The organism is Streptomyces endophytica, from assembly GCF_026153355.1.
Taxonomy (GTDB): Bacteria; Actinomycetota; Actinomycetes; order Streptomycetales; family Streptomycetaceae; genus Streptomyces; species Streptomyces endophytica.
Genome location: NZ_CP110636.1, coordinates 4,824,666 through 4,838,427, shown reverse-complemented (window position 1 = coordinate 4,838,427; position 13,762 = coordinate 4,824,666). Strand labels below are relative to the sequence as shown.

The 13,762-nt window shown below is 74.2% G+C and carries 7 protein-coding genes and 4 pseudogenes; 6 read left to right on the top strand and 5 right to left on the bottom strand.

What is annotated here, in order from left to right; translation table 11 throughout:
• The first annotated feature begins 187 nt into the window (after positions 1-187).
• The 3 genes and pseudogenes from OJ254_RS21655 (at position 188) to OJ254_RS21645 (ending at position 2,437) form a co-directional block, all read left to right on the top strand.
• Complete coding sequence (locus OJ254_RS21655; protein ID WP_265363653.1) at positions 188-859, top strand: TetR/AcrR family transcriptional regulator; 672 nt, start codon at positions 188-190, stop codon at positions 857-859.
• A 50-nt stretch (positions 860-909) separates the two neighbouring features.
• Positions 910-1,503, top strand: a complete 594-nt coding sequence (locus tag OJ254_RS21650) for a DUF4865 family protein (RefSeq protein ID WP_265363652.1) — start codon at positions 910-912, stop codon at positions 1,501-1,503.
• Positions 1,497-2,437, top strand: a pseudogene (locus OJ254_RS21645) (phosphotriesterase family protein). The gene OJ254_RS21650 and the pseudogene OJ254_RS21645 overlap by 7 nt, the downstream one beginning before the upstream one ends.
• 595 nt (positions 2,438-3,032) lie before the next feature.
• Here the strand turns inward: OJ254_RS21645 and OJ254_RS21640 are convergent.
• Positions 3,033-4,253, bottom strand: coding sequence for an ROK family protein (locus OJ254_RS21640; protein WP_265363651.1), 1,221 nt, complete (start codon positions 4,251-4,253; stop codon positions 3,033-3,035).
• 17 nt (positions 4,254-4,270) lie between these two features.
• Here OJ254_RS21640 and OJ254_RS21635 point away from each other — a divergent pair.
• Positions 4,271-5,532, top strand: a pseudogene (locus OJ254_RS21635) (MFS transporter).
• 213 nt (positions 5,533-5,745) lie between these two features.
• Positions 5,746-6,522: a maleylpyruvate isomerase family mycothiol-dependent enzyme gene (locus tag OJ254_RS21630; protein WP_265363650.1), complete on the top strand. Its 777-nt coding sequence runs from the start codon at positions 5,746-5,748 to the stop codon at positions 6,520-6,522.
• Between the two features lie 131 nt (positions 6,523-6,653).
• On the opposite strand, the gene OJ254_RS21625 is transcribed toward OJ254_RS21630, so the two are convergent.
• From OJ254_RS21625 to OJ254_RS21615, 3 genes and pseudogenes are all read right to left on the bottom strand, one after another.
• A complete protein-coding gene (locus OJ254_RS21625) occupies positions 6,654-7,319 on the bottom strand; it encodes a response regulator transcription factor (protein ID WP_265363649.1) in 666 nt (221 codons plus the stop codon).
• Positions 7,316-8,749: a sensor histidine kinase gene (locus OJ254_RS21620; protein WP_265363648.1), complete on the bottom strand. Its 1,434-nt coding sequence runs from the start codon at positions 8,747-8,749 to the stop codon at positions 7,316-7,318. The genes OJ254_RS21625 and OJ254_RS21620 overlap by 4 nt, the downstream gene beginning before the upstream one ends.
• Before the next feature lie 603 nt (positions 8,750-9,352).
• Positions 9,353-10,575: pseudogene (locus tag OJ254_RS21615) on the bottom strand (geranylgeranyl reductase family protein).
• A 183-nt stretch (positions 10,576-10,758) separates the two neighbouring features.
• Between OJ254_RS21615 and OJ254_RS21610 the strand changes: the two are divergent.
• Entirely contained in the window at positions 10,759-12,108 is a 1,350-nt protein-coding gene (locus OJ254_RS21610) for a dipeptidase (protein ID WP_265363647.1), read from the top strand.
• Between the two features lie 531 nt (positions 12,109-12,639).
• On the opposite strand, the pseudogene OJ254_RS21605 reads toward OJ254_RS21610, so the two are convergent.
• Positions 12,640-13,670: pseudogene (locus OJ254_RS21605) on the bottom strand (NUDIX hydrolase).
• Positions 13,671-13,762: the final 92 nt, after the last annotated feature.

The window sequence follows — 13,762 nt, the reverse complement described above, 5'->3', positions numbered from 1 at the left end:
CCCTTCCGAGCCTGGTCTCCCGGCGGTCGCCCGTCGTCGTACGGCCAGCGGCTTCGCCGGTACCACGGGGGGAGTACGCGGGGGCGACGGGGCTGCTCCGCCGGTCGCAGTGCGACTCCCAGGCGCCCTTCCCGACCCAAGCCCCCCTCCTTGATTTCTGTAACTACTGGTATGTACAGTCCTGATCATGGAGACTCAGGAGCACCCGACCGCCGCTCCGGCGGGGCAGCAGCGGCTCGGCGCGCAGGAGCGGCTGGTGCGCAGCACCCAGGAGCTCCTCTGGGAGCGCGGCTATGTCGGCACCAGCCCGAAGGCGATCCTGGAGCGGGCCGGCGTCGGACAGGGCAGCATGTACCACCACTTCTCCGGCAAGTCCGACCTCGCCCTGGCGGCCATCCGGCGGACCGTCGAGGACATGAAGGCGGCCGCCGAGGAGTGCCTGGCCGCTCCCGGTGCGGCGTACGACCGGGTGGCGGCCTATCTGCTGCGCGAGCGGCGGGTGCTGCGCGGCTGCCCGATCGGGCGGATGACACAGGACCGCGACGTGGTGCGTAGCGCCGAACTGCGGGCCCCGTTGGACGAGATGTTCGGCTGGCTCCAGGAACGGATCGCCGAGGTCCTCACCGAGGGGGTGCGCCGCGGCGAGCTGGCCGCGGGACTCGACCCGGAAGCCGTCGCCGCCACCGTCGCGGCCGTCGTTCAGGGCGGATACGTCCTGGCCAGGGCGGCCGACGACACGGCGCCGTTCGACGCGGCGGTACGCGGCGTCCTGGCCCTGCTCGCGGCCCAGGCCACCGGGAGCGCCCCCGGTCCCGCTCCGGCCGCCCCCGGCCCCACCCAGGCCACCGACGGCCGGTGACCTCCCGCCGTCCGCCGCTCCCCGCCCGTACAGAGACCTTGGAGACCCCGATGCACGCCATGCAATACGCCGTCACCCTGCCCGCGGACTACGACATGGGGATCATCCGGGAGCGAGTGAGGTCCAAGGGCCACCTTCTGGACGGCTACGAGGGGCTCGGCCTCAAGGCGTACGGGATGCGGGAGCGCGGGGTCGACGGCTCGCCGGTCAACCAGTACGCGCCGTTCTACCTCTGGGCGGCCCCGGAGGCGATGAACCGCTTCCTGCTGGGCGACGGGTTCCGCGGTGTGGTCCGGGACTTCGGACGGCCGGTCGTCCAGCACTGGCGGGGGCTCCTCCACCGGCCCGGCCCGGCGGCCGGTGCCGTCCCCCGGGCGTACACACGGCGGACCGAAATCCTCCCCGAGGACGCCGACCTGGCCACCGTGGTGGCGAAGGCGGCCGCCGAGCAGGAGGAGTTGGCCTCGTCGGACGGGGTGCACAGCGCCGTGGTGGCGCTCGATCCGCGGCACTGGGAGCTGATCCGCTTCACCCTCTGGGCGGACGCCGCGACGGACGTTCCGCCGTCCGCGGGCGATCGCTTTCAGGTGCTGCATCTGTCCGCCCCCGGCATCGCCGGGCTCGGCGCGGGGCGGCAGTGGTGAGCGGGCCGGCGATCCGTACGGTCCTGGGTGACCTCTCCCCGCCGATCTCGGCGTCTGCAACGCACACGACCACCTGTTCCTGCGCAGCCCCCAACTGCCGGGGCAGGAGCTGGCCGACGCCGGTGCCGCGGCCGCGGAACTGGCCGCGTTCCGGGCGGCCGGCGGCGCCGCGGTGATCCAGTGGACGCCGTACGGCATGGGCCGGGGAGCCGCCGAACTGCCGCGGCTGGCACGGGAGTCGGGGGTCACGGTGGTCGCCGCCACCGGGCTGCACCAGGCGGCGCACTACGCACCGGAGATCGTGGAACGCGTCCGTCCGGGGCTGGCCGAGTTGTTCGTCACGGAGCTGACCGAGGGGATCGGCGGCACCGGGACGCGGGCCGGGATGATCAAGGTTGCCGGCGGGTTCCACGGGCTGGACCCACACGCCCGGTACACCATGGCCGCGGCCGCCGAGGCCCAGCGGGTGACGGGTGCGGCGATCGGGGTCCATCTGGAGCTGGGCACCGGGGCACTGGACGTACTGGAGCTCCTCTGCGGCCAGTTGGCGGTGCCGCCGGAGCGGGTGATCCTCGGGCACCTCAACCGCTCGCCCGATCTCGTGGTCCACCGGGCGGCCGCCGAGGCGGGCGCGTATCTGGCGTTCGACGGGCCGTCGCGGGCGCACCACGCGACGGACTGGCGGCTGCCCGAGGCGCTGGCCGCGCTGGCGGAGGCGGGCTTCGGTGACCGGATCCTGCTCGGCGGGGACACCACGACGGCCGCCGCCCGCTCGGTCGACGGCGGCCCCGGCATGCCGCATCTGCTGCGCCGCCACCGGGCCCGGCTCGAACTCGCCCTGGGCGCCGACCTGGTGACCCGCTTCCTGACGGACAACCCGGCGCGGGCGTTCGCGGCGGAGTGGGGGGCGGGGGCGGCTGCGGCCTCGGCTTAGGTTTCCGGCGCGGGGGGCGACATTGTGGCCGCGGTGATTCTTTCCGCTTGCCCGCTGCGCTTCTTGCCGGTTGCTCGCTTGCCCGTTTGCTTGCTTGCCCGTTTGCCCGTTTGCCTGCTTGCCCGCTGTGTTTCTTCCCGCTTACCCGCCGCGATTCTTTCCGCCCCGATTTTTCCCCGCCGCCCACCCCCCTTCGGGGGGTGGGCGGGTCTGGTGGTCCACTTCCGTGCCTCGGGGGCGGGATGTGGTGCTCCGCTTCCGCGCCGCGGCGGGACGGTCTGCTGTGGTCCATCTCCGCGCCTCGGGTGGGCGGGTCTGGTGGTCCACTTCCGTGCCTCGGGGGCGGGATGTGGTGGTCCGCTTCCGCGCCGCGGCGGGACGGTCTGCGGTGGTCCACCTCCGCGCCTCGGGGGACGGTGTGCGGTGGTCCACCTCCGCACCACGGGTGGGCGGGTCTGGTGGTCCACCTCCGCGCAGCGGCCCCCCGCGACCGCTGCGGGGGGAAACCGCCGATGCCCCGATCGCTACCGGTATCGCGATCGCTACCGGTAGCGGTAGTGGTAGCGGTAGCGCGATCGCTCCGATACCGCGATCGCTACCGCTCCAGCACCACCAGCGGATCGTCCAGCACCGGTTGCCAGGCCAGTTCCGCCGCGCCCACCAGGCTGTTGTAGTCGAGGGTGCACGGCAGGATCGGTACGCCGCCGCTGCGGCCCCACAGGCTGCGGTCGGCGACCACCGCGCGCAGCCGCTCCGGGTCGGCCTCCAGCAGAGAACGGTGCAGCCCGCCGAGGATGATGCGGTCGGGGTTGAGGATGTTGACGAGACCGGCGATTCCGAGGCCGAGCCGGTCGACGAGGAGGTCGGCGGCGGCGCGTACACCCGGGTCGGCGTACTCGTCCCGGATCAGGTCGGCGGCCTGCCGGAGCAGCGAGACCTCGGGGCCCGGTTCGCGGCCGGCCGCGACGAGGAAGGCGAGCGGGTCGGCCTCGACGTCCAGGCAGCCGCGGCTGCCGCAGTGGCACGGCGCGCCCTCGGGGTTGACGGTCAGATGACCGACCTCCAGCGCCAGCCCCGAACTGCCGCTGTGCAGCCGCCCGTCGAGCACCAGCGCCCCGCCGACGCCCCGGTGGCCGGAGGCCACGCAGAGCAGATCACGGGCGCCCCGGCCGGCGCCGTGCCGGTGTTCGGCGAGCGCCATGAGGTTGACATCGTTGCCGGTGAAACCGATCGCCTCGGTGACGCCGGGGATGCCGGCATCGGCGAGCGCCTGGAGGAAGAGTGCGCGTACCGGCGCGCCCGAAGGCCACGCGAGGTGCAGCGGGTTGAGGGCCTCGCCGTCCGGTTCCGCGACGGCGGACGGCACCGCCAACCCGGCGCCCAGGCAGCGCCGCCCGGTCTCACGCAACAGGTCCGAGCCGGCCGCGACGGCCTCGGCGAGCACCACGGCCGGATCGGCGGGGATGGTGCCGCAGCCGCTCGTCGTCGCCACGATGCGCCCGCCGAGGCCGACCAGGGCGACCCGGTACCCGTCGGCGTGGATCTGTGCGGCGAGCACCACCGGGCCGTTCTCGTTGACGAACAGCCGGTGGGACGGGCGCCCTTGAGAGCCGGCCGAGGCGGTCGGCCGGGAGTCGACGGTGATCAGGCCGAGCGCTTCGAGCTCGGCGGCCACCGCGCCCGCGGTCGCCCGGGTCACGGCGAGTTCCGAGGTCAGGACGGCACGGGTGGGCGCGCGTCCGGTGTGTACGAGCTCCAGTGCGGGTCCGAGGGCGCCACGGCCCCGCTCCAACCTGGTTGTCCGATTCTGGGTCACCCCCCTATTCTGACTTTGTGCCGACGCTAAACAAAATACGGTGGGCCTGGAGGAAGCAACACGGCCCCGCCACCGCCGATCGTCACCCGACCCCGTCCCCCTCCGATCCGTCCCACACCGCCCTGACCCGACTCCGCCTCGCCCTCACCGCGTTCTTCGCCATGGACGGCTTCCTGTTCGCCGGCTGGGTCGTCCGGATCCCCGCGATCAAGCAGCAGACCGGCGCCGGCGCCGGTGCGCTCGGGCTCGCCCTGCTCGGCGTGTCGGCGGGCGCGGTCGCGTTCATGATGCTGACCGGGCGGCTGTGCCGCCGGTTCGGCAGCCACGCCGTGACGACCGCCTCCGGGGCCGCCATGGCGCTGAGCATCGTGCTCCCGCCCCTCACCCACTCCGCCACCGCCCTGGGCCTCGTCCTGCTGGTCTTCGGCGCCGCCTACGGCTCGCTCAACGTCGCCATGAACAGTGCCGCCGTCGACCTGATCGAGGCACTGCGCCGCCCCGTGATGTCGAGCTTCCATGCGGCCTTCAGCCTCGGCGGCATGCTCGGTGCGGGCCTGGGAGGCCTGATCGCGGGTTCTCTCTCCCCCACCGTGCACCTGCTGCTGCTCGCGGTGATCGGCCTGCTGGTGACGGCCGTTGCGGGCCGCGTCCTGCACACCCACCCGGCCCCGTCGTCCCCGAACGGCTGCCGGCGTCCACGGACCGCCCGCCGAGCGCCGGCCCGTCCCGGGGGCGCCGTCTCGTCGTCGTCTTCGGGCTGATCGCGCTCTGCACCGCCTACGGGGAGGGCGCGATGGCCGACTGGGGTGCGCTGCACCTCTCCCAAGACCTCTCCGCCGGGCCGGGGCTCGCGGCCGCCGGCTACGCGGTGTTCGCGCTGGCGATGACCGCGGGGCGGCTGTCGGGGACCGCGGTGGTGCAGCGGTTCGGGGCCGCCCGGTCGCTGATCGCGGGCGGGACGACGGCGGCCGCCGGCATGCTGCTCGGCGCGCTGGCCCCCACCGCCTGGGCCGCGTGCCTCGGCTTCGCCGTCGCCGGGATCGGGCTCGCCAACATCTTCCCGATCGCCATCGCCCGGGCCGGTGAGGCCGGCGGGTCCGACGGGGTCGCGGTGGCCTCCACGGTCGGCTACGGCGGCATGCTGCTCGGCCCGCCCGCCATCGGGTTCCTCGCCGAGACCAGCACGCTGCCGGTCGCCCTCACGACGGTCGCCCTGCTCGCCGCGGTCGCCGCGGGAATCGCGTATGCGACGCGGCGGGCGCACCGCCCGGGGCGCTAGGAGCTCCCCCGGCCCGCGCGGCTCCGGCCGGCGGGCGCACCGGTCGGCCGGCGGACATCCCGGTCGGCGGGTGGGCACACCGGTCGGCCGGTGGGCGCCTCGGTCGGCCGGGTGGAGCGCGTGCGTGGACCGCGCCCGCCATGCCCTCCTCCCTGCTCGGGGCGGTGGACCCGCGCCGGTCCGTTGTCAGTGGCGGCTGGCACACTCGTGGGCATGGAGATCACTGAGTTCGTCGAAACGCTGCGTCTGGACGGCGGCCTGCTCGCCGACGCCGCCCAGGAAGCCGGCCCGGACGCGGCCATTCCGGCCTGTCCCGAGTGGCGGATGCGGGACCTGGTCGTCCATGTGGGGCGGGTCCACCGCTGGGCGACGGAGATCGTGACGCAGGGCCTGCAGCAGCCCATACGGCCCGCGGAGGCACCGGAGCTGACCGACGACGAACTCGTGCCCTGGCTCCGCGAGGGCCACCACCAGCTCGTCCTGGCGCTGCACGGCGCCCCGCGGGATCTGGCGGCCTGGACGCTCCTGCCGGCGGACTCCCCGCTGGCGTTCTGGGCCCGCCGGCAGGCCCACGAGACGTCGGTGCACCGCGTCGACGCCCAGCAGGCGGCAGCCGCCTCCCTCACGCCCCTGCCGTCCGCCTTCGCCGCTGACGGAGTAGACGAACTCCTGACGGGCATTCACTCCCTGGAGCGCAGCAAGCTGCGTACGGACGTCCCACGGACGGTTCGGGTGCGCGCGACGAACGTGCCCGGCGCCGACTGGACCGTCCAGCTCTCCGACGCCCCGCCGCGCGCGATCCGTACGACCCCGGCCCCGGGTGCCCCGGTGAACGAGCCGCCCGCCGACGTCAAGCCCGCCGACTGCACGATCGAGGCCCCCGCCGAAGAGCTGTACCTCGCCCTGTGGAACCGCCTGCCGTGGGACGCCCTCACGGTCACCGGCGAGCAGGCCCTGGCCGAGCTGTGGCGCGAGAAGGGGGGCATCTGAGAGGGGAGGGGAGGGTATGTCGCCCACCCGTAGCCGCGCCGAGTGTGACGCGATGACGTGAGTGTTGCGCGCCGACCGTACGTCGCGACCGGCGGGCGGCCGAGTGCGCGGGACGTCGTGTGACCGTCCGGTCAGCCCAGCCAGCCGGGCCGTACCAGCCCCGACTCGTAGGCCAGCACGACGAGTTGGGCACGGTCGCGGGCGCCCAGTTTGACCATGGTGCGGCTGACGTGGGTCTTGGCGGTCAGTGGGCTGACGACCAGGCGTCGCGCGATCTCCTCGTTGGAGAGGCCGATGCCGACCAGCGCCATCACCTCGCGCTCCCGCTCGGTCAGCGCGGACAGGGCGTCGGCGGCGGCCGGTTCCTTGGAGCGGGCCGCGAACTCCGCGATCAGCCGGCGGGTGACGCCGGGCGAGAGCAGCGCGTCACCGGCCACGACCGCCCGCACGGCCCGCAGCAGTTCGTCCGGTTCGGTGTCCTTGACCAGAAAACCGGAGGCGCCCGAGCGGATGGCCTCGAAGACGTACTCGTCCAGCTCGAAGGTGGTCAGCATGACGACCTTGACGTCGGCCAGTTGCCGGTCCTCGGTGATCCGCCGGGTGGCGGCCAGCCCGTCGAGCACCGGCATCCGGATGTCCATCAGGACGACGTCCGGGCGGTGTTCACGGACCGCGGCCAGCGCCTGCTGCCCGTCGTCGGCCTCGGCGACCACCTCGATACCGGGCTGGGCGTCCAGCAGCACCTTGAAGCCGGCCCGGACCAGCAACTGATCGTCGGCGAGCAGTACGCGGATCACGACTCCTCCTCGGTGGCGCGGGTCGGCTTCCGGTCCGGAGTCGGCTCCGGGGCGGGGGCCGGTTCCGGGGCGGGGGCCGGGGACGCGGTGGGGGCCGGTTCCTCGGTGGGGGCCGGTTCCGGGGCGGGGGCCGAGGACCCGGTGGTGGCCGAGGACCCGATGGTGGCCGAGGACCCGGTGGTGGGTGCGCCCTCCGCCGCAGCGTCGGGCAGCGGGATGCGGGACCGGACGCGGAAGCCGCCGTCCGGGCGGGGGCCGGCCTCGACGGTGCCGCCGAGTGCCGCGGCCCGCTCCCGCATTCCGACCAGCCCGTCGCCGCCGCCGCTCGGCTCGCCCGCGGTGGAGGTCGCCGGACCGTCGTCGTCGACCCGGATCTCCAGTTCCCCGGGCGCGTAGCGGAGCCGTAGCCGGGCGGTGCGCGCACCGGAATGCCGGACGATGTTGGTGAGCGCCTCCTGGACGATGCGGAAGGCGGCGAGGTCGGTGCCGGGCGGCAGCGGGCGCGGGGTGCCCTCGGTGGTGACGTCCACGGCGAGGCCGGCGTGCCGGGCCTGCTCGGTGAGTTCGGGCAGCCGGTCCAGCCCGGGGGCCGGGGAGCGCGGCGCGGCACCCCGGGTGCGCAGGGTGTCGAGCACCTGGCGGACCTCGCCGAGCGCTTCCTTGCTCGCCGCCTTGATGGTGGTCAGCGCGGTGCGCGCCTGCTCCGGATCCTGGTCCAGCAGCGCCAGGCCGACGCCCGCCTGGACGTTGATGACGGAGATGCTGTGGGCGAGGACGTCGTGCAGCTCGCGGGCGATCCGCAGCCGCTCCTCGTCGGCCCGGCGGCGTTCCGCGGCGGCCCGCTCGGCCCGGGCCCTGGCGAGCTGCTCACGGCGTACCCGGACCAGTTCGGAGAGGGCCACGACGGCCACCACCCAGGCGGTGACGAAGAGTTCGTCGCCCCAGGGGGCGGGGCCGTCGTGCGGGGGCGGCAGCCAGCGGTAGAGCCAGTGGGTGACGAGGAGGTGGGTGGCCCACACCCCGCCCAGCGCACACCAGGCGACCGCGCGGCGCCCGGCGACGAGCGCGGCGAAGGCGCCGAGGGCGAGCGTGAGGAAGACCGGCCCGTACGGGTAACCGGCGGCGAGGTAGGCCGCGGTGGCCGCGGCCGTGCCGAGGGCGACGGTGCGGGGGGCGCGGTGCCGGAACAGCAACAGGACCGCGCCGACGACCAGGAGTGCGCGCCCGAACGCGTCCAGCGGGGCTCGGTCCGGCTGCTGGTGCGCGGCGAAGCCGGAGCCGACGGTCACGAAGACGGCCACGACCAGCGTCGACAGCCAGGGCAGCCGGGCGGCCGGACGACCGTGCGGGGGGCCGGGCGGGGTTGCCAGCCACCGCTCCCACGCCGGGCCGAGGCGGCGCCGCGCCCATGGCGCCCGTGCGTTCTCCATGCCGCAACGCTAGACCGCTGCGGGGCGCGACGGCGCCAGCCGGACGCAGTGGCCGGCCGTACTCCCGCGGGAGTACGACGCAACAGCGAGCGGTCCGACGGCGACCGGCGCGACGGCGAGCGGTGTGACGGCGTACGACGCCATGGCGTGCGGCGCGACGGCCAACGGCGTGCCGGAACGGCCCACGCTCCGGCGACACGACCGCAGCGGGGAAACGGCCGACGGGCCGGCGGCACCGCCGCAGCGCCGGAAGGGCCCATGCCGCGGCACGACCGCGGCGGTACGACGACCCTGGGACGCGCAGCCGTACGACAGCCCCGGGACGCGCGCAGCCGTACGACGGCCCCGGGACCAGCGCAACCGTAAGACGGCCCGCCACGGTGTCCCAGGCACCCCATCCGCCCCCCGGAACGCTCCCTGAGGATCCCACCGGGGCCCCGCACACTCCCCGGAGATCCCACCCGGGCCCCGCACACTCCCCCGGCAATCCCACCCGGGCTCCCGCACACTCCCCCGGCAATCCCACCCGGGCTCCCGCACACTCCCCCGGAGATCCCACCCGACCCCGGGGCACCCGCCCAGGACGGGCTCAGCCGGCCCGCGTCATCCCCGGTCCAGTGCCTCCAGCGCGCGGCGGGCCACACCGTTCGTGCGGACGATCTCAGCGAGGGTGGTCGTCCCCCGGGTGATCTTCGCGAAGGCGTGCCAGGCCGGCCGGAAGCCGGTGACCGCGGCGTGCATCAGGCCGGGGCGGCGGGAGAAGACCTGGAGCATGCGCCGGCCCACGCCCATCTCCACCCCGAGGCCCGCCTTGATCGCGAAGGCGTAATTGAGCGCCTGGCGCCGGGCGTCGACCGCGTCGTGCGCCTCCGCGACCCGGACCGCCCACTCCCCGCGAGCCGCCCGGACCGCAGGGCGAACGAGATGCCCTCCCGGGTCCACGGCTCCAGCAGGCCGGCCGCGTCGCCGCACACCAGCACCCGGCCGCGGGAGAGCGGCGAGTCATCGGCGCGGCAGCGGGTCAGATGGCCCGAGGAGATGCTCGGTTCGAAGCCCGCCAGGCCCAGCCGGCCGATGAAGTCCTCCAGGTAGCGCTTGGTCGCCGCGCCCTCGCCGCGCGCCGAGATGACGCCGACGGTGAGCGTGTCGCCCTTGGGGAAGACCCAGCCGTAGCTGCCGGGGAGCGGGCCCCAGTCGAGGAGCACTCGGCCCGACCAGTCCTCGGCGACCGGCTCGGGCACCGGAATCTCCGCCTCCAGCCCGAGGTCGACCTGGTCGAGCTTGACCCCGACGTGCGCTCCTATCCGCCCGGCGCTGCCGTCCGCGCCCACGACGGCGCGCGCCAGCACCACCTCGCCGTCGCCCAGCACCACCGCGACCGTACGGCGGTCCGGGACCTCGGCGCCGTGCTGCTCGACCCGGGACACCGTGACGCCGGTACGGACCACGGCGCCGGCGTCCTTGGCCGACTCGACCAGCCGGGCGTCGAACTCAGAGCGGTTGATCAGCCCGAAGAGCATGTGCTTGGAGCGGCGGGTGCGGCTCAGCCGGCCGTTCAGCGAGAACGTCACGGCGTGCACGCGATCGCGCAGCGGCAGGTCGAAGCCGGGCGGGAGGGAGTCGCGCGAGGGGCCGATGATGCCGCCGCCGCAGGTTTTGTAGCGCGGCAGATCGGCCTTCTCCAGGAGGAGCACGCGGCGCCCCGTACACGCCGCGGCGTGTGCGGCCGAGGCGCCCGCCGGCCCCGCGCCCACCACCACGACGTCCCACACCTGCTGGTTGCCCTCGGCTGCCCGCTCGCTGCTCACCTGTGCTTCTGCTCCCATTCGATGCCTGGCTGCGTTCGCCCTCGCATCCTACGGGCCGCTGTTGCGCACGAGGCCTGTGGGAAGATCGGTGGAATGCACACCCGCAGGGCCCCTACGGGACACCGGGCCCTGCGTCCGGCCCGGCCGGCTCACGAGGCCGGGCGGCCGGTCCCCACACACCGCGCCCACAAGGAGCGTTCCATGTCCGACAGCCCGCTCGCGCAGACCGTCGCCGCGCTGCAGCCCCGCGCCAGGACCGAACTGGCCGAGCTGGTGGCCTTCAAGTCGGTCGCCGATCCGGCCCAGTTCCCCCCGAGCGAGTGCGAAGCGGCCGCCGAGTGGATCGCCGCGGCGCTGCGGGCGGACGGCTTCCAGGACGTGGCACTGCTCGACACCCCGGACGGCACCCGATCCGTCTACGGCTACCTGCCCGGCCCCGAGGGCGCGAAGACCGTCCTGCTCTACGCCCACTACGACGTGCAGCCGCCGCTGGACGAGGCCGCCTGGATCTCCCCGCCGTTCGAGCTGACCGAACGGGACGGCCGCTGGTACGGCCGCGGCGCCGCGGACTGCAAGGGCGGCCTGATCATGCATCTGACGGCGCTGCGCGCGCTGAAGGAGCACGGCGGGGTCCCGGTCAACGTCAAGGTGATCGTGGAGGGTTCCGAGGAGCAGGGCACCGGCGGGCTGGAGCGGTACGCCGAGGCGCACCCGGAGCTGCTGGCCGCGGACGCCATCGTCATCGGCGACGCCGGGAACTTCCGGGTCGGTCTGCCGACGGTGACCGCGACGCTGCGCGGGATGACCCTGGTGCAGGTCCAGGTCGACACCCTGGAGGGCAATCTGCACTCCGGCCAGTTCGGCGGCGCGGCCCCGGACGCGCTGGCGGCACTGATCCGGATCCTGGACTCGCTGCGCGCCGAGGACGGCTCGACGACGGTGAACGGGCTGACCGGGGACGCGGCCTGGGAGGGCCTGCAGTATCCGGAGGAGGAGTTCCGCCGGGACGCCAAGGTCCTGGACGGCGTCGAGCTGATCGGCAACGGGTCGGTCGCGGACCGGCTCTGGGCCCGCCCGGCCGTCACGGTGCTGGGCATCGACTGCCCGCCGGTGGTCGGCGCCACCCCGTCCGTGCATGCCGGGGCGCGGGCCCTGGTGAGCCTGCGGGTCCCGCCGGGCACGGACGCGGCGGCGGCCACGAAGCTGCTGGCGGCGCATCTGGAGAACGCCGCTCCGTGGGGCGCGCGGGTGGCGGTGGAGCAGGTCGGCCAGGGCCAGCCGTTCCGCGCGGACACCAGCAGCCCGGCGTACGCCTCGATGGCGGCGGCGCTGCGGGAGGCCTATGACGGCACGGAGATGCAGATCTCGGGCATGGGTGGCTCCATCCCGCTGTGCAACACCCTCGCCGGGCTCTACCCCGACGCGGAGATCCTCCTCATCGGACTGAGCGAGCCGGAGGCGCAGATCCACGCGGTGAACGAGAGCGTGTCGCCGGAGGAGCTGCGGCGCCTCACCTTGGCTGAGGCGCTGTTCCTTCAGCGGTACGTGTAGCTGCGCTTGGCTGGCTTCCCACGTACCTGGCTGTCCCGCCACGGGGCTCGCTCGCCGTTGCGCTTTGCGGCGCCCCGCACGTAGTTGGCCGTCCCGCCGCGGGGCTCGTTCGCCGTTGCGCCTGGCGGCGGGCGTTTGTGTTTTGGGTGCGGTGCCGGCCCTCCAGACTTCGTCCTCCGGTCCAGCCCCTCCCGTGAGTGGGAGGTAAGAGCTGGTTGGGGGCGGGCCCTATCCGTTGCCTGCGGGCACGTGGGCATTACGTGCACCCCCACCGACCTTCACTTCCCCTCTCACGGGAGGGGACGGGCCGGAGGGGCCGGTTGTGTGGACGTAAAGCGTCAGCAGTCCACACAACCGGCCCCGCAGGCCCGTCACCGCACCCACCACAACCCAGCCCGCCGCAGGCGCAACGGCGAACAACACCCGCGGCGGAACAGACGGGTACGTGGGAGGCGCCGCAAAGCGCACAACGGCGAGACGACCCGCGGCGCCGCAGACAAGTACGTGGGAGGGACAGACAGACACGTGGGGTCAGACAGGAACACCCGCCTCAAGGTGAATCGGGCATCCCCGTTCCCGCGCGCGTAGCGCCCAGTGGAGGCGGTTCCAGCGGACCGGGGCAGCAGTGTCTCCGCCTCGGCTTCGGTGACGAAGCGCCATGCGCGCAGTTCCGCGCCGGGCAGCAGCAGCTTGCTGATCCGGTCGTCGCTCAGCGTGCCGCCGTCGTAGAGCAGCCGCAGGCCGCCGTAGCCGGGCGGGCGGGGGGCCTCCCAGTCGAGCACCAACAGGCGTGGCGCGCACGGGAGTTCGATGCCGAGTTCCTCGGCGACCTCGCGGACGCCGGCGTGGGTGGGGGCCTCGCCGCGTTCCACGATGCCGCCGGGGAATTCCCAGCCCGCCTTGTAGGTGGGGTCGACCAGCAGTACGCGATCCTGGTCGTCGAAGAGCAGGACGCCGGCGGCGAGGGTCTCGGCGGTCGGTTCGGGGGTCTGCACGATGTCGCAGGCGCCGGCGCCGGTGCGGAGCGCCTCGGCGACGCGTTCGGCGGTCTGCCGGGGCGTCAGGTGGGTGGTGTCGACGACGTGGGCGTCGGACGTCAGCCAGGGCAGCGCGTCGGCGTACGGGCCGAGGTGCGCCAGGCACCAGCGGCGGACGGACGCAGTGGCCGCGTCGTCTTCCGGTGTTTCCTCCCGGTGCGCTATCCGCGCACGCAGGATCGTTTCCTCCGCATGGAGGAGAACGTGCCGTACGGGTATCCGGCGGGCGGCGAGGGCGCCGAAGATCTCATCGCGGTATTCCTGCCGCAGCAGCGTCATGGGGGTGACCAGCGGGCCGGGGACCTCGGTGAGCAGCGCCGCCGCGGTGTCGACGACCATACGCCGCCAGGACGGCAGGTCCTGGTAGTCGTCGACCTCCTCGAACCGCTTGGCCGGCAACATCAACCGCAGCCCGCTGCCCAGGAGTTCGGGGTCGTAGAGCGTGCTTCCGGGAAGCAGGTCGAGCAGTTCTTGAGCCGCAGTGGTCTTGCCCGCACCGAACGTGCCGTTCAGCCAGACGATCACGGTTTCCCCTCTTCCCCTAGACCCAGGTGAGTTGCCCGCAACACCCTGCCACGGAAACGCTCGGGGTCACGGGCCGCGCGCACGGCCGGGAG